Origin of the sequence: Starkeya sp. ORNL1 (assembly GCF_012971745.1) — a bacterium.
Taxonomy (GTDB): domain Bacteria; phylum Pseudomonadota; class Alphaproteobacteria; order Rhizobiales; family Xanthobacteraceae; genus Ancylobacter.
In genome coordinates this window covers 3,869,899-3,888,616 of the sequence record NZ_CP048834.1, presented here as the reverse complement: position 1 = coordinate 3,888,616, position 18,718 = coordinate 3,869,899, and the positions used below count along the sequence as shown (strand labels likewise).

At 65.2% G+C, this 18,718-nt stretch carries 21 protein-coding genes, 1 tRNA gene and 1 pseudogene; 10 read left to right on the top strand and 13 right to left on the bottom strand.

All coding sequences use genetic code 11. The annotated features are described in order from the left end of the window. Window positions 1-25: 25 nt before the first annotated feature. Window positions 26-1,435 (bottom strand): amidase, encoded by a 1,410-nt coding sequence (locus tag G3545_RS18480; RefSeq protein WP_170014731.1) that lies wholly within the window; start codon window positions 1,433-1,435, stop codon window positions 26-28. A 130-nt stretch (window positions 1,436-1,565) separates the two neighbouring features. On the opposite strand from G3545_RS18480, the gene G3545_RS18475 reads away from it, so the two are divergent. Next, the gene (locus G3545_RS18475) at window positions 1,566-2,126 is read left to right on the top strand and encodes a TetR/AcrR family transcriptional regulator (protein WP_170014730.1); all 561 of its coding nucleotides are present in this window, start codon (window positions 1,566-1,568) and stop codon (window positions 2,124-2,126) included. A gap of 50 nt (window positions 2,127-2,176) precedes the next feature. On the opposite strand, the gene G3545_RS18470 is transcribed toward G3545_RS18475, so the two are convergent. The 4 genes from G3545_RS18470 to G3545_RS18455 all read right to left on the bottom strand — a co-directional run bounded on the left by G3545_RS18470 (window position 2,177) and on the right by G3545_RS18455 (window position 4,102). Then, complete coding sequence (locus G3545_RS18470) at window positions 2,177-2,416, bottom strand: hypothetical protein (RefSeq protein ID WP_170014729.1); 240 nt, start codon at window positions 2,414-2,416, stop codon at window positions 2,177-2,179. 247 nt (window positions 2,417-2,663) lie between these two features. After that, complete coding sequence (locus G3545_RS18465) at window positions 2,664-3,098, bottom strand: hypothetical protein (protein ID WP_170014728.1); 435 nt, start codon at window positions 3,096-3,098, stop codon at window positions 2,664-2,666. A 259-nt stretch (window positions 3,099-3,357) separates the two neighbouring features. After that, window positions 3,358-3,433, bottom strand: a tRNA-Ala gene (locus G3545_RS18460). A 255-nt stretch (window positions 3,434-3,688) separates the two neighbouring features. Continuing rightward, a complete protein-coding gene (locus tag G3545_RS18455; RefSeq protein WP_170014727.1) occupies window positions 3,689-4,102 on the bottom strand; it encodes a TIGR02300 family protein in 414 nt (137 codons plus the stop codon). A 148-nt stretch (window positions 4,103-4,250) separates the two neighbouring features. On the opposite strand from G3545_RS18455, the gene aroA reads away from it, so the two are divergent. The 5 genes from aroA (at window position 4,251) to rpsA (ending at window position 9,533) form a co-directional block, all read left to right on the top strand. Further along, a complete protein-coding gene (gene aroA, locus G3545_RS18450) occupies window positions 4,251-5,618 on the top strand; it encodes a 3-phosphoshikimate 1-carboxyvinyltransferase (RefSeq protein ID WP_170014726.1) in 1,368 nt (455 codons plus the stop codon). Beyond that, window positions 5,615-6,250 (top strand): (d)CMP kinase, encoded by a 636-nt coding sequence (gene cmk / locus G3545_RS18445; RefSeq protein WP_170014725.1) that lies wholly within the window; start codon window positions 5,615-5,617, stop codon window positions 6,248-6,250. The genes aroA and cmk overlap by 4 nt, the downstream gene beginning before the upstream one ends. Then, complete coding sequence (locus G3545_RS18440; protein WP_170014724.1) at window positions 6,247-6,645, top strand: carboxymuconolactone decarboxylase family protein; 399 nt, start codon at window positions 6,247-6,249, stop codon at window positions 6,643-6,645. Before cmk ends, G3545_RS18440 begins: the two co-directional genes overlap by 4 nt. 7 nt (window positions 6,646-6,652) lie before the next feature. Then, the gene (gene cobF / locus G3545_RS18435; RefSeq protein WP_170014723.1) at window positions 6,653-7,417 is read left to right on the top strand and encodes a precorrin-6A synthase (deacetylating); all 765 of its coding nucleotides are present in this window, start codon (window positions 6,653-6,655) and stop codon (window positions 7,415-7,417) included. A 406-nt stretch (window positions 7,418-7,823) separates the two neighbouring features. Next, window positions 7,824-9,533, top strand: a complete 1,710-nt coding sequence (gene rpsA / locus G3545_RS18430) for a 30S ribosomal protein S1 (RefSeq protein ID WP_170014722.1) — start codon at window positions 7,824-7,826, stop codon at window positions 9,531-9,533. A gap of 224 nt (window positions 9,534-9,757) precedes the next feature. On the opposite strand, the gene hemH is transcribed toward rpsA, so the two are convergent. The 3 genes from hemH to phaZ form a co-directional block, all read right to left on the bottom strand. Then, the gene (hemH, locus tag G3545_RS18425; protein WP_206151276.1) at window positions 9,758-10,831 is read right to left on the bottom strand and encodes a ferrochelatase; all 1,074 of its coding nucleotides are present in this window, start codon (window positions 10,829-10,831) and stop codon (window positions 9,758-9,760) included. Between the two features lie 85 nt (window positions 10,832-10,916). Further along, a complete protein-coding gene (locus G3545_RS18420; RefSeq protein ID WP_170014721.1) occupies window positions 10,917-12,347 on the bottom strand; it encodes a homospermidine synthase in 1,431 nt (476 codons plus the stop codon). Window positions 12,348-12,550: 203 nt separating this feature from the next. Further along, on the bottom strand, window positions 12,551-13,771 hold the full coding sequence (gene phaZ / locus G3545_RS18415; protein WP_170014720.1) for a polyhydroxyalkanoate depolymerase: 1,221 nt from the start codon (window positions 13,769-13,771) through the stop codon (window positions 12,551-12,553). A 468-nt stretch (window positions 13,772-14,239) separates the two neighbouring features. Here phaZ and G3545_RS18410 point away from each other — a divergent pair, with 468 nt between their 5' ends. From G3545_RS18410 to G3545_RS18400, 3 genes are all read left to right on the top strand, one after another. Next, the gene (locus G3545_RS18410) at window positions 14,240-14,872 is read left to right on the top strand and encodes a glutathione S-transferase family protein (RefSeq protein ID WP_170018148.1); all 633 of its coding nucleotides are present in this window, start codon (window positions 14,240-14,242) and stop codon (window positions 14,870-14,872) included. A gap of 60 nt (window positions 14,873-14,932) precedes the next feature. Next, window positions 14,933-15,313 carry a TIGR02301 family protein gene (locus G3545_RS18405; protein ID WP_170014719.1) on the top strand — a complete coding sequence of 127 codons (381 nt, stop codon included), beginning with the start codon at window positions 14,933-14,935 and terminating at the stop codon, window positions 15,311-15,313. Window positions 15,314-15,445: 132 nt separating this feature from the next. Then, a complete protein-coding gene (locus G3545_RS18400; protein ID WP_170014718.1) occupies window positions 15,446-15,718 on the top strand; it encodes a hypothetical protein in 273 nt (90 codons plus the stop codon). 192 nt (window positions 15,719-15,910) lie between these two features. Here the strand turns inward: G3545_RS18400 and G3545_RS18395 are convergent, their stop codons facing one another. Beyond that, window positions 15,911-16,375, bottom strand: coding sequence for a YidB family protein (locus tag G3545_RS18395; RefSeq protein ID WP_170014717.1), 465 nt, complete (start codon window positions 16,373-16,375; stop codon window positions 15,911-15,913). 181 nt (window positions 16,376-16,556) lie between these two features. Here G3545_RS18395 and G3545_RS18390 point away from each other — a divergent pair, with 181 nt between their 5' ends. Continuing rightward, window positions 16,557-16,814, top strand: a complete 258-nt coding sequence (locus G3545_RS18390; RefSeq protein WP_170014716.1) for a GlsB/YeaQ/YmgE family stress response membrane protein — start codon at window positions 16,557-16,559, stop codon at window positions 16,812-16,814. Window positions 16,815-16,913: 99 nt separating this feature from the next. Here the strand turns inward: G3545_RS18390 and rpsU are convergent, their stop codons facing one another. From rpsU to pyrF, 4 genes and pseudogenes are all read right to left on the bottom strand, one after another. Then, a complete protein-coding gene (gene rpsU / locus G3545_RS18385) occupies window positions 16,914-17,153 on the bottom strand; it encodes a 30S ribosomal protein S21 (protein ID WP_170014715.1) in 240 nt (79 codons plus the stop codon). Window positions 17,154-17,333: 180 nt separating this feature from the next. Beyond that, window positions 17,334-17,645 (bottom strand): DUF1330 domain-containing protein, encoded by a 312-nt coding sequence (locus G3545_RS29765; RefSeq protein ID WP_281411735.1) that lies wholly within the window; start codon window positions 17,643-17,645, stop codon window positions 17,334-17,336. Between the two features lie 39 nt (window positions 17,646-17,684). Beyond that, window positions 17,685-17,957, bottom strand: a pseudogene (locus tag G3545_RS29760) (DUF1330 domain-containing protein); the annotation flags it as partial. A gap of 24 nt (window positions 17,958-17,981) precedes the next feature. Next, window positions 17,982-18,701 carry an orotidine-5'-phosphate decarboxylase gene (gene pyrF, locus G3545_RS18375; RefSeq protein ID WP_170014713.1) on the bottom strand — a complete coding sequence of 240 codons (720 nt, stop codon included), beginning with the start codon at window positions 18,699-18,701 and terminating at the stop codon, window positions 17,982-17,984. Window positions 18,702-18,718 lie beyond the last annotated feature (17 nt).

The window sequence follows — 18,718 nt, the reverse complement described above, 5'->3', positions numbered from 1 at the left end:
AAACCTCGCCCCGTTCGCTTTGAAACTAGAGATCAGGGTGAAGATCACGGACGGGGCTCGACCGCTCCAGAAGCGTGGCGATATTCAGTGCCGTCGATTCCGCAAACCACGAGGTAACGATCTGGACGCCGATCGGAAGTCCGTCGCGGCTGGTTCCGAAGCGCATCGACAAGGCCGGCATACCGGTCAGGTTGAACGGTGAGGTCGCACTCATCACGTGAAAGGGCGATACTGTTTCGCCATCAACCACGAGATCATTGAGGCCATGCTTCGTTGCCGGGAACGGCGTCACCGGGCAAAGCAAGGCATCATAACGTTGAAAATACGCGACAAAACTGTCGCGGAGCCGCTCCACTGCCTGCTCCGCGGCGACGAAGTCATCGATCGACGTGTCGGGGGTGCCGAAGATCGCTCTGACATGATGGAAGACCTCGGCCTCGTGGCCTGCCGTGATCTTCTCGAACTCCGATCGCGTTTCCATCTGCTGGAGTTTCCAAAAGATGCCGACGCCATCGGTCTCCTTCAGGATCGGCAGATGCACTTCTTCGACTTGGCAGCCTGCGCCACTCAGCGCCTCGGCCGCTGCCTTCACGGTCGCGACCACTTCCGGGTCGACAGGCCCGAAGAAGCCGGGGGCGGCCAGCCAGCCAACACGAAACGGTCGGTTCGACTCTGCCTCTACGCCTTCATCGAGGCTGACCGATGCGGTGGAAAAGCCATCGGCGCCGTCGGGTCCTGCAAGCAGATGATAGGCAAGCGCCACGTCGCGGACGGAGCGCGCCATTGGTCCAACATGCCAAAAGCGGCGCGGTACACGGGGCCAGTGCCCCGTCATCGGCAAGCGGCCGTGCGTGGCCTTGAAGCCGACAACCCCGGTGTGCGCGGCCGGGCCGCGCAACGAAATAGCCACGTCGCTGCCTAGGCCAAGTGGCGACATGCCGGCGGCTATCGCGGCAGATTCGCCGCCGCTCGATCCGCCAGGGGTGTAGTCGAGATTCCAGGGGTTGTTCGTCCGGCCAGTCAGGAGATTGTCGGTCTCGACGGAGTAGGAGAATTCCGGCGTGTTCGTCTTTGCGATGAGGATGCCGCCAGCTGCCTTCAACCGAGCCACGACGGTGGCATCGGCGTCGGCGACGCGCCCCTTGAAGATCGGAGAGCCGCGCTGCGTCAGCACGCCGGCTGTGTCGAGGGCATCTTTGGCAGTGAACGGAACGCCGTGGAGAGGCCCGACTTTCGTGCCGGATCTGACCGCCGCCTCGGCCCTCTTGGCGACGTCTATCGCGTCGTCAGCCAACGCCACGATAGCGTTTATCTTGGGATTCACCTCGGCGATGCGATCCAGATGGGCCTGTACGACCTCGACGGGGGAAAGCTCCCGACTGCCGATCAGCTTGGCGAGGCGGCTGGCCTCCATGCGCGTAATGTTTTCAGTCATGCTCCAACCTCGTGTGTGTGGTGTCAGTCATGGAACTAACTAACGTTTGGTAGGGAAAAACCTAAGGGCTTTAAATTCGGCAGTCAATCCCCTAACTAACGACTGTTAGAATCAACGTGAGATCACCCGCATGAGTGAAAACGCGAGGGAAGCGATCCTGGAGGCGGCGCGGCGCACGGCGCAGGCGCACGGCTATGTGGGATTAAACATCCGCGATATCGGCGCGCAGGCTGGGATCAAGGCGGCCAGCATCTACTACCATTTTCCTGGCAAGGCCGAGTTGGGCGCAGCGGTAGCGAAGCGCTACTGGGAAGTGACGGCCGCGAATCTCGAAGCTCTTTCAGCGGCGATCAGCGATCCGGTCAAAGTGCTCCAGGCCTATCCCGGCCTCTTCCGCCGATCGCTGGAGGAAGACAATCGGATGTGCCTCTGCGGCTTCATGGCTGCCGAGTATGACGACCTGCCGGACGCAGTGAAGATCGAGGTGCAGACCTTTGCCGATGTCAACGTGGCCTGGCTCACGCGGATGCTCTCCGCAACGTCCCTTCCTGCAAGCCAATGTGAGGCAAGGGCTCGCGCGATCTTCGCGGCCGTTGGTGGCGCGCAGTTGATGGCCCGAAGCCGCGCGGACGTGAGTCTTTTCGACGAGTTGATCGACAATTTCCGTACGGCCGGCCTGATTCCTGGTTGAGAGCATGAAGTGGCACTAGGGCGCTCCGTGCGGGCCCGACTGGCCGGCCTCTAGAGCCCTTTCCGTTCGGATGGAACATCCGAACGATAAGAAAGTGCTCTAGATTCAATAAGCTGGAGCAATTCCTCTTCGATCAGATGATTCCATCTGATCGGGAAATGCTTTAGCAAGATCCGGCGCGTCCGCGCATTCGCGACGGTCGGCGGGCCATAGGCGACGTCGCAAGCGTCCGGCGGGGTGAGCACGCGCGCCGAGAACGCTTCCATCGGCAAACCGAAGATGCCCTCCATTTGCGCGCGCCGAGCGTGCACGACTTCGGCCGCGGTCCGGCACCCGCAATTCGCGCTCGCGAGTGCAGCGATCGCCCGGAGTGATCCGCGCCATAGCCGCCGATCCAGAGACATGCCACTGCTGCATGTTTTCTGGATCGGCGGACGCGAGCTCCCGCTCAGTCGCAGTCACGCGTTGGAGAAGCGCCGGAGGCTGATGGAGGCGTGGGCGGAGTTCATTGAGGGCGCCGATACTCCATGGCAACCCTCACTTCAGCGACAAAGCCAGTCCGCTCAAATCGAGGCTGACGATTACGCCCTTTTGCTCACCACCCAGCTCCAAAATGGCGCCGTTCTGGTTAGTTAGGACGATGACTTGCGCGCCCCTTCCAAGGGCGGCGCCGGCACCGCCCTGGGCATAGACCCCAGAAATGTCGGACGGGCGTCGGATATTTCTGACCCTTCCACGAAATCGGGTCTCTGAAGCGCCGAAGGTGAAGCCATAACTCAGCCCCCCGATCGACAGCGGATATTTGCGGCCCTGAAACGTCAGCACGCCGTCTCCGGCTGATCCGCCGACCACGAACCCGGCCTTGAAGATACGCAGGCTGATAGAGCCGTCAGCGGCACTCGCCATTGATACCGCGCCGAACAGCATTGCCAATGCGAGGAGTCCGCCCTTTAGTCCCGACAAAACTTTCATCGACGATACCTTCCAAACCAAAGCGATGTGCCACGTTGCCCATCGTCAGACGACGTTCACTCTGGCGATTCGTTGCTCAACAATCAACCGCGAGACTGAACGCATCCAGGGCATCGCCGGGCCAGAAGCCTGCCGATCAAAATTCAAGGCCAAAAAATAGGCTAGTCGCATAGGAGAGCCCACCTGCCCACGCCGCGCGTTGGGGGGCTCTCGGGGGCGCCCGAAACCTGAATAGTGTCGATGCTTTGGGATTATGAATTGGTGGAGCCAGGCGGAATCGAACCGCCGACCTCTTGAATGCCATTCAAGCGCTCTCCCAACTGAGCTATGGCCCCACCGGGGGTCGCCGGACGGCGCGAGAGGGAAACCGAGGTTTCGCGTCGCGGCCTGGGACTTTCGTCCGGCTGATCGCTCAGGGGCATCGCCCCGGAGCGGAACGGTCGTAAAGCACATGGGGCGGAAGACTGCAAGCCTCGTCTTGACCAGAAGTCTCGTTTTGCCGGTTACCCGGTTCCGTCCCCATGCCGCAGGCAAAATCCCGTCAGGCCGCGATGGCCCGACGGGAAAAGCGAAAGCTCACGGCTCCAGGCTCACGGCTCTTCGTCGTCCTCGATGCCGTCGCCGATCAGGTCGGTGACGTCGTCGTCGCCGTCCTCATCCTCTTCGAGGAAGGTATCCTCGTCGTCACTCTCGACCTCGTCCTCGACATCGATATCGTCGTCCGGCAGCGCCGCGGTCTTGGTGCTGCTGGCGGCCTCGTCGTCGGCGTCCTCCAGCGAGACGAGTTCGATATCGGCAGTCTCCTCCGGCTCGACATCGGGAGCCGCTGCGACCGGGGCGGCGCGGGCGGCTTCGCTGCTGCGCGAGGAGCGGGAGGCGACCGGCGCTGCGATCGGCACGATCTGCCCGGTATAGGGCGAAATCACCGGATCCTTGTTCAGATCGTAGAATTTGCGGCCCGTCACGGGGCAAATGCGCTTGGTGCCAAGTTCTGGCTTCGCCACTGGCTTTGACCTCGGGAAATGGCTGTGAAAAAGGGTCGCTCCGGATGAACTAAGCTTGTGGCAGAGTCAAGGCCGGAATTGCACGTCGTGACGGCGCTAACACCCCTATGCTAGAGAGCGCCGTTCCGCTCACGCCGAGGCCGCTTTCATGTCCCAGTCCGCCACCGCCAGCCATCATGGCGCCGCCCCTGCCGTTCCGGCGAACGCCAGCGCGACCGGGCCGCTCAAGGGTCGCGTGCGCGTTCCGGGCGACAAGTCGGTGTCGCATCGCGCTCTGATCTTCGGCGCACTTGCCATCGGCGAGACCCGTATCTCCGGCCTGCTGGAAGGCGAGGACGTGCTGAACACCGCGAAAGCCTGCGCCGCTCTGGGTGCGCAGGTGGAGCGGGTTGGCGACGGCGCATGGCGGGTCAACGGCGTCGGCATCGGCGGCCTGCGCACACCCGACGCGCCGCTCGATTTCGGCAATTCCGGCACCGGCGCCCGGCTGATGATGGGCATGGTCGCCGGCAACCCGATCACCGCCACCTTCGATGGCGATGCGAGCCTGCGCCGCCGGCCGATGAAGCGCATCCTCGATCCGCTCGCCATGATGGGCGTGCAGGTGGTCGAGGCCGCCGAGGGTGGGCGGCTGCCGGTCACCCTGAAGGGCCCGCGCGATCTCGCCCCTATCGCCTATGAGAGCCCGGTCGCATCGGCGCAGATCAAGTCGGCGGTGCTGCTCGCCGGGTTGGGGGCGCCGGGCGAGACCAGCGTCACTGAGAAGGAGGCGAGCCGCGATCATACCGAGCGCATGCTCACCCATTTCGGCGCCGAGGTCCGGGTCGAGCCATTCGGCACCCATGGCCGCCGCGTCACCTTGAGGGGCAGGCCGGAATTGAAGCCGGCGCCGATCCATGTGCCGGCCGATCCGTCCTCCGCCGCCTTCCCGCTGGTGGCGGCGCTGGTCGTGCCGGGCTCGGACGTGATCATCGAAGGCGTGATGATGAACCCGCTGCGCACCGGCCTGCTCACCACGCTGCGCGAGATGGGCGGCGATATCGAGGTGCTGGACGAGCGTACCGAGGGCGGCGAGAGCGTCGGCGACCTGCGGGTGCGCGGCTCCGCGCTGAGGGGTGTCGAGGTGCCGCCGGAGCGGGCGCCCTCCATGATCGACGAATATCCGGTGCTGGCCGTGGCGGCGTCCTTCGCGCAGGGCACGACGCGGATGCGCGGTCTCTCCGAATTGCGGGTGAAGGAATCCGACCGCCTCGCCGCCGTCGCCGACGGCCTCGGCGTGAACGGCGTCACATATTTCATCGAGGGTGACGACTTGATCGTCGAAGGAATCGGACGCGTCGCCGGCGGCGGTCTCGTCGCCACCCATATGGATCACCGCATCGCCATGAGCTTCCTGGTCATGGGGCTGGCTGCCGAGAAGCAGGTAGCGATCGATGACATCACCTTCGTCGCCACCAGCTTCCCGGCGTTCGTGCCACTGATGCGCGGCCTCGGCGCGGGCATCGAGGTCGCATGATCGTCGCCATTGACGGTCCCGCCGCCTCCGGCAAGGGCACGCTGGCGCGCCGGATAGCGGCGGATTACGCCTTGCCGCATCTCGACACCGGCCTGCTCTATCGTGCGGTCGGCGCCGCGCGGCTCGCCGCCGGCGGCGATCTCGGTGATGTCTCGGCCGCCGTGGCGGTGGCGCGCACGCTCGATCTGGCGAAATTCACCGAGGAAGCGCTGAAGGCCGGTCCGGTCGGCGAGGCGGCCTCACGCGTTGCCGCGATCCCCGAAGTGCGGTCGGCGCTCTTGAAGCTCCAGCAGGATTTCGCCCGCCAGCCCGGCGGCGCGGTGCTCGATGGGCGCGATATCGGCACGGTGATCGCCCCCGATGCCGAGGTGAAGATCTTCGTCACCGCGACGCCGGAAGCGCGCGCCGAGCGGCGCCTGCGTGAGCTTCTGGATCGCGGCGAGACCGTGACGTTTGACGACGTGCTGGCCGACATCAGGCGCCGCGATGAGCGCGATGCCGGGCGTGGCGCCGCGCCCTTGAAGCAGGCGCCCGATGCGGTGGTGCTCGACAATACCCTGCTGGACAAGGATCAGAGTTGGCTGGTGGCGGTCGCCATCGTCGAGCGCCGCCGTGCGGAGACTGGCACATGAGCGATGAGGATGACCGGCTCGCGCGCGGCCAAGCGCGGCTGAAGGAGATCACCGGCCAGAGCGGCGAGAAGGTGATGGAGGCGATGGCCGAGATCGCCCCGGATTTCGCCCGCTATATCTTCGAGTTCGGCTATGGCGATATCTATTCCCGTCCCGGCCTCGATCTGCGCACGCGAATGCTGGCGACGGTGGCCGGCCTCGTCGCGCTCGGCCATGCCGAGCGCGAGCTGGAAGTGCATATCGGCTCGGCGCTGAATGTCGGGGCGAGCCGCGACGAGGTGGTGGAGGTCATCATGCAGATGGCGCTCTATGCCGGTTTCCCCGCCGCGCTCGACGCCCTCTACATCGCCAAGCGCGTCTTCACCGCGCGCGGGCTGATGCCGGACGCGAAGTAAACCCGGCATGCGGACCATCCTCGTCATCGGTATCGGCGCCGGCAATCCGGACCATATGACGGTCCAGGCGATTGCCGCGCTGAACCGGGCTGAGGTACTCTTCTTCCTCGACAAGGGCGAGCAGGCCGCGGACCTGATCCGGTTGCGCGAGGAGATCTGCACGCGGTTCATCGAGAAGCCGGGCTATCGCATCGTGCGTGCCGACAGCCCGAAGCGCGACGCTGCGCGCCAGGACTACAGGGCCGGCGTCACCGAGTGGCACGATGCGCGGGCCGAGCTCTATGCCCGGCTGATGGCGGACGAACTCGGCGAGGACGGCGTCGGCGCCTTCCTGGTCTGGGGCGACCCCTCACTCTATGACAGCACGCTGCGCATCCTCGATCAGGTCCACGCCGCCGACACGGTTCCCTTCGAGGTCGAGGTGATCCCCGGCGTCTCGGCGCTCCACGCGCTGACCGCCGCGCACCGCATCCCGCTCAACGCCATTGGCGAGCCGGTGCTGGTGACCACCGGCCGCCGGCTTGCCGAGGGCTTTCCGGAGGATTTCAGCACCATCGCCGTGCTGCTCGATGACGGCACCGGCCTCGCCAGCGTGCTGGAGCGCGAGCTCGAAATCCATTGGGGCGCCTATCTCGGCACGCCCGACCAGATGCTGCGCGCCGGGCCGGTCCAGGAGATCGGCGGCGCCATACTGGAAGACCGCCGCGCCGCCCGCCTCCGCAAGGGCTGGATCATGGATACCTACCTGTTGCGCCGGCGGCTTCCCATATAGGGAAGGTCCCGCACGTCCAATTGAACCCGCCGGCGGCCTCAAGGCCCCGCAAAGCGGCTCGGATGCTTGCTCAGGGCGGGCGCTTGCGCTATTGCAGCGCTCGTTCTGGCCACCATCTCACTGGTGACGGCCGATCGGGAGGGCCGGAAGTGCGGTAGACCGCGCTTCCGATGCTGGGAGGCCAGCCCCCCGTGACCGTCATCCGGTGCCGGACACCCGCGACAGCGCAGCCTTCGTTCAGGCCGGCGCCGCCGCAAGCTTAAGACGCACATCTCGATCGACACGGCCACAGCGCCGGGTCCGGCTTTGCTGGATCGCGCCGGGAACGCCAGAACCCGGCGCCCGTGGAGTTCCGAGATTTCATCAACCCCGTGCCGGCGCAATCCACTGGCTGCCAGGAGCTTAAATGTCCGTAACTCAAACCGCCTTCAATCCGAGCCGTGATGATTTCGCCGCGATGCTGGAAGCCAGCTTCGGCGATTCCGAGCTGATGGAAGGTTCCGTCGTAAAGGGCATCGTCGTTGCCATCGAGAAGGACCTCGCCATCATCGATATCGGTCTGAAGACCGAGGGTCGTGTGGCGCTGCGTGAATTCTCCGGCCCCGGCCGTGACTCGGCCCTGAAGGTCGGCGACGAAGTCGAAGTCTATCTCGAGCGTGTCGAGAACGCGCTCGGCGAAGCCGTGCTGTCGCGCGACAAGGCCCGCCGCGAAGAGAGCTGGGTCCGCCTCGAAAAGGCGTTCAATGCCCAGGAGAAGGTCACCGGCGTGATCTTCAACCAGGTGAAGGGCGGCTTCACCGTCGATCTCGACGGCGCCGTGGCGTTCCTGCCGCGCTCGCAGGTCGATATCCGCCCGATCCGCGACGTCGGCCCGCTGATGCACAATCCGCAGCCGTTCCAGATCCTCAAGATGGATCGCCGCCGCGGCAACATCGTCGTTTCCCGCCGTACCGTGCTGGAAGAGACCCGCGCCGAGCAGCGCCACGAGCTGGTGCAGAACCTCGAAGAGGGTCAGGTCATTGACGGCGTCGTCAAGAACATCACCGACTACGGTGCGTTCGTCGACCTCGGCGGCATTGACGGCCTGCTGCACGTCACCGACATCGCCTGGCGCCGCGTCAACCACCCGACCGAGGTGCTGAACATCGGCCAGACGGTGAAGGTCAAGATCATCAAGATCAACCACGAGACCCACCGCATCTCGCTCGGCATGAAGCAGCTGCTCGGCGATCCGTGGGAGGGCATCGAGGCCAAGTACCCGGTCAATGCCCGCTTCAAGGGCCGCGTGACCAACATCACCGACTACGGCGCGTTCGTGGAACTGGAGCCGGGCATCGAAGGCCTGATCCACGTCTCCGAGATGAGCTGGACCAAGAAGAACGTCCACCCCGGCAAGATCGTCTCCACCTCGCAGGAGGTTGAGGTCGCGATCCTCGAGGTGGATCCCGTCAAGCGCCGCATCTCGCTGGGCCTCAAGCAGACCCTGCAGAATCCGTGGGAAGCCTTCGCCGAGAAGTATCCGGCGGGCGCCACCGTGGAAGGCGAGGTCAAGAACAAGACCGAGTTCGGTCTGTTCCTCGGCCTCGACGGCGATGTGGACGGCATGGTCCATCTCTCCGACCTCGACTGGAACCGTCCGGGCGAGCAGGTCATCGACGAGTTCAAGAAGGGCGACATCATCAAGGCGGTGGTGCTCGACGTCGATGTCGAGAAGGAGCGCATCTCGCTCGGCGTGAAGCAGCTGGCTGGCGACCCCTTCGCCGATGCCGGCGAGCTGAAGAAGGGCGCGATCGTCACCTGCGAAGTCACCGACGTGAAGGACGGCGGCGTCGAGGTGAAGATCATCGGCACCGACATGTCGACCTTCGTGAAGCGTTCCGAGCTCGCTCGCGACCGCGGCGACCAGCGCCCCGAGCGCTTCGCCGTCGGCGAGAAGTTCGACGCCCGCGTCACCTTGTTCGACCGCAAGGCCCGCAAGGTCCAGGTGTCGATCAAGGCGCTGGAGATCGCCGAGGAGAAGGAAGCCGTGGCGCAGTTCGGGTCGTCCGACTCGGGCGCCTCGCTCGGCGACATCCTCGGCGCCGCGCTCAAGAAGGCGACCGAAAAGGCCGAGTGATCGCTCTCGCGATCCTCTAGTCTCTATCGGATACGGAACGGCCGGCGCGCGAGCGCCGGCCGTTTTGTTTTGTGGGGTCGGTACTCAAAGCCACGTCATCCTGAGGCGCGAGCAGCGCGAGCCTCGAAGGATGCTCAAGCAGAAGACGACGTTCCGGTGGGCATCTTCCAGGCTCGGGCTTTGCCGAGCACCTCAGGATGACGTGGCTCGGTCAAAAGGTAGCCTCAACCCAACTCCGCCCATCCCGACAATTCCCGACGCACCACCGCCTCCAGCACCTTGATGCCGTCGGCGGTGTCGTTCAGGCACGGGATGAAGTGGAATTTCTCGCCGCCATTGTGGTGAAAGATCTCGGCGTTCTCGCCGGCGATCTCCTCCAGCGTCTCCAGGCAATCGGCGACGAAGCCGGGGGTGATCACCGCCATGCGCTTCACCCCGGACTTCGCCAGCGCTTCGACTGTCTTGTCGGTATAGGGCTGGAGCCACTCCGCCTTGCCGAAGCGGGACTGGAAGGTCAGCTTGAGCCGTCCTTCCGGCCAGCCGAGCCGCTCGTTCAGCAGCCGCACCGTCTGGTAGCAATAGCAGTGATAGGGATCGCCCTTGTCGAAATACTCCTTCGGTATGCCGTGGAAGGAGGCGAGCACGATCTCCGGTTCCCAGTCGAGCGCGGAGAGCCCGCGTTCGATCGAGTTGGCCAGCGCCTCGATATAGGCGGGCTCGGCGGGCCAATGCGGCGCCACGCGCAGAAAAGGCTGCCAGCGCATGGTCTTCAGCGCGTCGAACGCCTTGTCGCACACCGTTGCCGAAGTCGCGGCGGCATATTGCGGATAGAGCGGCACCAGCAGGATGCGATCGCAGCCCTGGCTTTGCAGCGCTTCGAGCCGCGCCGGGATCGAAGGATTGCCGTAGCGCATCGCCCAGTCGAAGACGAGGCGGGGGTCCTTCGGGCCGAGGCTGGCTGCGAGCTTGTCCGATTGCGAGCGGGTAATGGTGCGCAGCGGCCCCTCATTGCGCTCGCGGTTCCAGATGGTGTCGTAATCCTTGCCCTTGGCCTGCGGTCGCCGGGACAGGATGATGACGTTCAAGACGAACCACCACAGCGCGCGATTCACCTCGATGACGCGCCGGTCGGAGAGGAATTCCTTCAGAAAGCGCCGCATCGACCAATAGTCGGTGGCGTCCGGCGTGCCGAGATTGACGATCAGCACGCCGATCTTGCCGGAAGCAACCGGCGGGTGGCCCGCCGGGAGATGCCCGTCCGCGGACGGTGTCCGCGGCGGCATTGTCGTCTGGTCCATGTAAGCCTCAGCCTGTACCTGTCGGCCAAGCATATAGGCTCCTTGCAGGCTCGGGCCTACACCTTGCGACAGTTACTCGCGGCGCTCACCGCACCAGAACGTTGCGGAACTGCCAGGGGTCGGAGGTGTCGATATCCTCCGGGAACAGGCCCGGGCGGTTATCGAGTGGCGTCCAGTCGGTGTAATAGCCCTTCATTGGACCGAGATAGGGCCTCTGCACGTCGAGGCAGCGGCGGAAATCCATCTCGTCGGCTTCGACGATGCCGGCGTCCGGATTCTCCAGCGCCCACACCATGCCGGCCAGCACGGCGGAGGACACCTGCATTCCGGTGGCATTCTGGTAGGGCGCAAGTTCGCGGGTCTCGACGATGTCGAGCTGCGAGCCGTACCAATAGGCGTTCTTGGCGTGGCCATAGAGCAGCACGCCGAGTTCGTCCTTGCCGTCGACGATCTCCTTCTCGGTCAGGATTTTCCAGGAACCCTGCATCCGGCCCTCGGCGCCGAACATCTCGTGCACCGACAGCACGGCGTCGTTCGAGGGGTGATAGGCGTAGTGGCAGGTCGGGCGATAGACCGCCGCCTCGCCTTCGCGCACGGTGAAAAAGTCGGCGATCGAGATCGCCTCATTGTGCGTCACCAGGAAGCCGAACTGCGCGCCCGGTGTCGGGCACCAGGTGCGCACGCGCGTGTTGGCGCCGGCCTGCAGCAGATAGATCGCGGCGCCGCAGCCGGCGTCATGGGTGCGGCCATTCTCCGGCATCCAGGTCTCGTGCGTGCCCCAGCCGAGCTCGGCCGGCTGCAGGCCTTCGGACACGAAGCCCTCGACCGACCAGGTGTTGACGAACACGCCCATCGCCTTCGGATCGCGGGCGCGCTGGGTGTCGCGTTCGGCGATGTGGATGCCCTTCACGCCGGCCTTCTGCATCAGCGCGGCCCAGCCCTCGCGGCTGGTCGGCTCTTCGAAGGCGAGGCCGATATCCTTGGCGACGTCGATGAGCGCCTGCTTGACGAACCAGGACACCATGCCCGGATTGGCGCCGCAGCAGGAAATCGCGGTCGGGCCGCCCGGATTGGCGCGCTTGGCGGCGAGCATGCCCTCGCGCAGCGCATAATTGGAGCGCGCGGCGGGGCCGGCCGACTTGTCGAAATAGAAGCCGAGCCACGGCTCGATGACGGTGTCGATATAGAGCGCCCCAAGCTCGCGGGCGAGTTCCATGATGGCGACCGACGAGGTGTCGACCGAGAGATTGACGATGAAGCCGCGCCCGCCGCCCTCGGTGAGCAGCGCGGTCAGCATTTCGCGGTAGTTCTCACGGGTGACCGACTGCTGCATGAAGCGGATGCCGCGTTCATCGAGCAGCGCCCGATCCTTGTCCACCGGGTCGATCACCGTGAAGCGCGCCTTGTCGAAGGTGAAATGCCGTTCGATGAGCGGGAGCGTGCCGCGTCCGATCGAGCCGAAGCCGATCATCACGATGGGACCATCAATATGGGCGTAGACCGGCCAATCGGTCATTCTATGGAACCTCCTAGGGTTTCGAGGGTAGAAATACAGTCCACAAAGTACCGGCACGGCTATAACGGCCAGCAGCGAACGATGCGGGGGAGAGCGTGCCGCGTCAACCGTGACGTGCGCGTGACGTTAATGCTGCGCGGGTCGAGGGGGCGCGTGCCTTCTACGATGCAACGCACGGTCACGCAAGTACCGCCCGGATGAATTCAGTCGCTCGCCATGAGAATATGGCTGCGCACCAGCGGATAGACTTGGGATTGCCAGCGCCTGCCGCTGAACACGCCGTAATGACCGACGCCGGCCTGCATGTGGTGGCGCTTGCGGTGCGGGCGCAGGCCGGAACAGATGTCCTGCGCCGCCACCGTCTGGCCGACCGCGCAGATGTCGTCGCGCTCGCCTTCCACGGTGAGCAGGGCGGTGCGGCGGATGGCGCGGAAATCCAGCGTATCGCCGCGATAGGTCAGTACCCCGCGCGGCAGGTCGTGTTCCTGGAACACGATGCGGATGGTCTCAAGGTAGAATTCGGCGGCGAGGTCCAGCACCGCGAAATATTCGTCGTAGAAGGTCTTCGAGGTCTGCGCCTTAGCGGTCTCGCCGGAGGCGAGGTTCTCGAACAATTCGACATGCGCCTTCATGTGCCGTTCGAGATTCATGCCCATGAAGGCGGCGACCTGCACGAAGCCGGGATAGACCCGCCGCCCGGCGCCGGCGAAACCGGCCGGCACGGTCGAGATCAGGTTGCGCTCGAACCAGTCGAGCGGCTTCGAGGTGGCGAACTCGTTGACCGTGGTCGGATTGATGCGGGTGTCCACCGGGCCCGCCATCAGCGTCATGCTGTGCGGCTGGGCCGGATTGTCGTCCCGTGCCATCACCGCGGCGGCGGCGAGCACCTGCACGCAGGGCTGGCACACCGCGAGCACATGGGCGCCTTCGCCGATGGCCTCCAGGAACTGGATGATGTGCGCGACATAATCGTCGAAGCCGAACGGCCCGCTGGAAAGTGGCACGTCGCGGGCATTGTGCCAGTCGGTGATGTAGACGTCGTGATCCGGCAGCAGCGTCCTCACCGTGCCGTGCAGCAGCGTCGCGAAATGGCCAGAGAGCGGCGCCACCACCAGCACGCGCGGCTGCGGCTGGTCGACATCCTTCCGGAAGTGCAGCAGCGAGCCGAACGTGGCCTTGAGGCTGACTTCCTCGACAACGTCCACCAGCCGGTTGCCGACCTCGACCGCATCGATGGCGAAGGCCGGCCGGACGTGGCTGAGGCCGGCGCGCTCCACCATTTCGAGGCCGGCGGCGATGTTGCGCAGGAAAGGCGTGTCGCCGAAGCCGTTGAACCCGATATCCATCATGCGCCGCGACATGCGCGCCATCTGGCGCACCGGATCCATCAGGTCGGCCTGCGCCTGGTAGGCGGCATAGATCATGTGATGTCGCCCGTCAGGGTATGGCGAGCGGCCAGGAGCGACCGGGAAGCGGATACCGTGAAAATCGAACTTAATGCATTTCCATTGTTTGCGCGATAACACCAAGGCGCGGCGCACAAAGTCTTTTTTGGTCGGGGACCGGCGATGCGATGCCGACTGTCACGACAGGTGGCACGAACTGTGATTGCACAGAGCTCGCCCACATCCCGCCTTCGCGAACAGGAATCCCCGACCATGCGTGCCCCGAGCTCGAAATCCAAGCCGGCATCATCCAGGCCGGCGTCCGGAGCGGGGACGAAATCCGATGCGAACTCGTCAGCCAAGGCACCTCCGCCGAAAGCGCCCGCAGCGAAAGCTCTTGCGACGAAGGCTGTCAAAACTGCCGCTCCCACAAAACCCGCTGCGCCCAGATCCGCTGCGTCTAAGCCGGCAAAGGCCCCGGCCGCTCCGCCGAAGGCGACGCTCACCCTGAGTAGCAAGAACTATTCCTCGTGGTCGCTGCGCGGCTGGCTGCTGTGCCGCATGGCCGGCCTCGACTTCGCCGAGAAGCAGCTTTCCGCCGACGATCCCTCGATCCGCGCCGAGCTGCTGCTGCAATCCTCGTCCTTCCTGGTGCCCTGCCTGGAACATGAGGGGATGCGCATCTGGGACACGCTGGCGATCGCCGAGTACCTGCACGAGCTGGCACCGGAGGCCGGGCTGCTGCCCAAGGACAAGGCAGCACGTGCCCATTGCCGCTCCATTTGCGGCGAGATGCATTCCGGCTTCGCCAATCTGCGCTCGGCGTTGCCGATGAACATCAAGGCCCAGCACCCCGGCTTCAAGGTGTGGACCGGGGCGCAGGCCGACATCGACCGCATCCTCGCCATCTGGCGCCAATGCCTGAAGACCTATGGCGGGCCCTACCTGTTCGGCGCCATGTCGATGGCGGACGCGATGTACGCTCCGGTCTGCTCGCGCTTCACCACCTATGACGTGAAGCTCGACCCGGCGACCAAGGCCTATTGCAAGCTGGTGCTGTCGCATCCGGCGATCATGGAATGGAGCGCGGCGGCGAAGGTCGAGCCGGACGAGCTGGAGGAGCTCGACGTCGAGTTCTGAGTGCGCCTGTTAACCGTGTCCCCTTGACCGCGCGCTCTGCCGGGGGCACGAAACCTTCGCATGCGCGCACTTCTCGCCCCGCTCCTCCTGATTCTCCTGCTGGCGCCGGCCCGCGCGCAGCAGGCGGAAGGCGCTGCGCCGCCTTACGATACCGACATGATGCACCTCGCCGAGGTGCTCGGCGCGCTGCATTATCTGCGCCCGCTCTGCGGGGCGAGCGAAGGCAATCGCTGGCGCGACGAGATGCAGGGCCTGATCGAGGCCGAGGCGCCTTCCGACGCGCGGCGCGCGCAACTGGTGGCCAGCTTCAATCGCGGTTATTCGAGCTATGCGCAGGTCTATCGGGCCTGCACCCCTTCGGCGCGACTTGCCAGCGCGCGCTACCTCGATGAGGGCGCCAAGCTTTCCCGCGACATCGCGACGCGCTACGGAAGCAATTGATTCAACGTCTAAGCGTCTTTACGTCGAATTCGCGCCTTGATGTTAACCTTCTCTCAAAACTTGGACCGACCGGCCGCTCGGTCGTGCTATGTTTTGATTCGGCACGTCAGCGGCGGCGTGCGGAGGTATGCAGTGTCGAACGTTCCCGACCCGCTCCATTTCGATGGTGAAACCGACCAGGTGCTGGAAGACGAGCGTCATGCCGCGCTCGCCTATCTGGATGAAGCCTGGAACGAGGCGGTCTATGACGGTCTCGATGAAGATTGCCTTGCCCAGGCGGCGCTGTTCACGGCGATCCGCTCGCTGGTCGCCACCTATGGCGAAGAGGCCGCGGCGGGCTTTGCCGAGCGCCTCGCCGGCCGCATCCGCGCCGGCGAATACACGGTGCCGCTGAACCGGCAGTGATCCGGGTTTTGTCTAACGCTGACTGCCAATGAATCCGTCATGCCCGGGCTTGTCCCGGGCATCCTCGTTCTTGACGATGGAGCAACCGTGGACGGCCGGGACAAGCCCGGCCATGACTGCGTCGTTGCAGGCAATCCCGGATACGGCCTTGCGGCCGCTCCGGGATGACGCTGATTAATTCGGATAACGCCTTCAGCGCTGGCCGAACATCGATGCGATCTGGCTGAGATTCGGCAGCTGGCCGTTTGGCGTCATCTTGTCGACTACGCCAGGCAGCACTTGCGAGAGTTGCTGGAGCAGTTCCTGCTCGCTCATGCCGGCGCGCTTGGCGAGATCGCTGATGGTCTGCTGGCCGAGTGCCGAGCCGAGTTGGCCCGGCTGCACCGGCTTGTTCTGCCCGGTGCTGACCCAGCTGTCGGCGGCATCGGCGAGGCCGCCATTCTTCAGCTTGTCGAGCAGGCCGCCAAGGCCGCCGAGCAGGCCGCCATCGGGCGTCGCGCTCGGCGTCTCAGCGGGCGGCAGCGGTTGCGGGTTGAGGGAAGCTTGGTCGGGCTCGCTCTTGCCGGCCAGCATCTTGCTGACGAGGAGAGCGCCGAGCGCGATCATGATCGGTTTGGCGATGTTTCCGCCGGGTACGGCGTCGTCGAACAGTCCCATTATGGCCTCCCGAGGCTGGGCTGAGCGCTATTCAGGCAAGCGAAACGTGGGCCTGCCGCGACAATTTGGCAAGGTGCCATAGCGGGCGTATCGTTACCGCGGTGTTCTCGAATCAAGGCGAGGGGCCTCGCACGGGAGACATCGGCAAAACGCCGGAGTGCCGGCGAGGAGAGGGAACGTCATGTCGGTTATCGCTTGGATTATCCTGGGCCTTATTGCCGGGTGGCTCGGCAGCAAGATCGTCAACAAATCCGGTCAGGGAATGCTGCTCGACATCGTGCTCGGCATCGTCGGCGCCGTCGTCGGCGGCGTCCTGTTCAACTTCTTCGGCGCTGCCGGGGTCACCGGCCTCAACATCTACAGCCTGATTGTCGCGGTGATCGGCGCCGTGATCGTGCTGTGGATTTATCACCAGCTCAGCGGCCGCCGCGCGCTCTGAACGCTTCGGAATATCCTCGCAAACGAAAAGCGCGGCCGGGGCATCCCGACCGCGCTTTCAAATCTGACAAATCCGGCCGGAAAGGCCGGCGATCCCGCCTCAGCGGCCCGGAGCGACCGTCTTCGGCTTGGAGGGGAGCAGACCTTCGCGCTGGGCGCGCTTGCGAGCCAGCTTGCGGGCGCGGCGCACGGCCTCGGCCTGCTCGCGGGCACGCTTCTCGGACGGCTTCTCGTAATGGCCGCGTAGCTTCATCTCGCGGAAGATGCCTTCGCGCTGCATCTTCTTCTTGAGAGCCTTGAGGGCCTGGTCGACATTGTTGTCCCGGACGAGAACCTGCACGTGTGTCCCTCTTTCGAGCGTCGCTTCGAGAGCGTCTGCGTTGATGACAGAGACAAGCGGGGACGCTGAGGCGCCGACGACCGACTTGCCGAGGTGTGCGCAGATAGCAGAAGCACCGCGCCTTGTCCACAGCACGGCGCCAATGATCGCGCCGTTTTGAGTCGTTTGCGGCGACCGTTCCTATTCCGTACCGGGGATCGCGATCACCTCGGCTTCCGCCGAGACGCGGCGGAAGCCATAGGCTTCCTGATATTCCGGGGAACGGTAGCAGGCCAGCGCGGTCTCATGGTCCTTGAAGGCCAGCACCACGTTGCGCGAGCGGGCCGGGCCCTGCACCGCCTCGTGCCTGCCGCCGCGCACCAGGAACCAGCCGCGATACTTCTCGATGGCGATGGCATCGGCCGCGACATAGGACTTGTAGGTCTCCATGTCGTGGACGTCGATGCGCATGATCCAGTAGGCGGTGCCCGGCCCGCTGGCCGGCCCCTCGATCACGCTTGCCGCCGGCTGCGCGCCCTCATAGCCCTCGATGATGAGATGCTCGCCGGTGGATACCGGCAGGCGCTTTACGTAAGCCGCCTGGTATTCCGGGGAATGGAAACAGGCCAGCGCGGTGTCGTAATCCTTGAACTCGACCAGGACATTGCGGCTGCGCGAGGTGCCTTCCAGCGTCTCGAACGCGCCGCCACGCACCAGGAAACGCCCGCCGAACGCGGCGATCGCAGGACCTGCACCCTCCGCATAAGGCTTGTATGCCTCGGCGTCCGACACATCGAGGCGGGCGATCCAGTATCCCTTGGCCATGGTTTCCTGCCGTTCTTCTCGGTTTCAGGGCGTGGCGAGCGCTGCCGCGATCTCCGCCTGCACTGCCCGCGCCGCGCCGGCCGGGTCCGGCGAGGCGACGATGGGCCGGCCGACGACAAGATGGTCCGCGCCCGCCTTGATGGCCGCGGCGGGCGTCGCGATGCGCTTCTGGTCGCCCGCGGCGCTCCCTTCGGGGCGCACGCCCGGCGTCACGATGGCGGGGCGCGCTCCGATGATGCCGCGGACCATCGCCGCGTCGGTCGGGGCGCAGACAATGCCGTCAATGCCGATGTCGCGCGCCTGGCTCACGCGCCGATGCACCGTGTCCGAGACGCCGGCGGCGTAGCTGGCTTCCGCAAGGTCGGCATCGTCATAGGAGGTCAGCACGGTGACGGCGAGAATGCGCAGCGGGCTCGCGCCCTTGCCTTCCATCGCCGCCCGCATGGTCTGCGGATAGGCATGCACGGTAGCGAAGCTGGCGCCGAGCGCGGCGAGGCTGGCGACGCCGCGGGCCACGGTGTTGCCGATATCGTGCAGCTTGAAGTCGATGAAGACCTTCTTGCCCTCGCCGATCAGCTCGCGAGCGAAGCCGAGCCCTCCGGCGAAGCCCAGCTCATAGCCGATCTTGTAGAAGCTCACCGTGTGGCCAAGCCGGGAGACGACGTCCTCGGCCGCACGCAGCGAGGAGAGGTCGAGGGCGACGATCAGCCGGTCGCGCGGGTCGGTCGGGGCAGGGCTCACCACTTCGCCTCTCAAGCGCC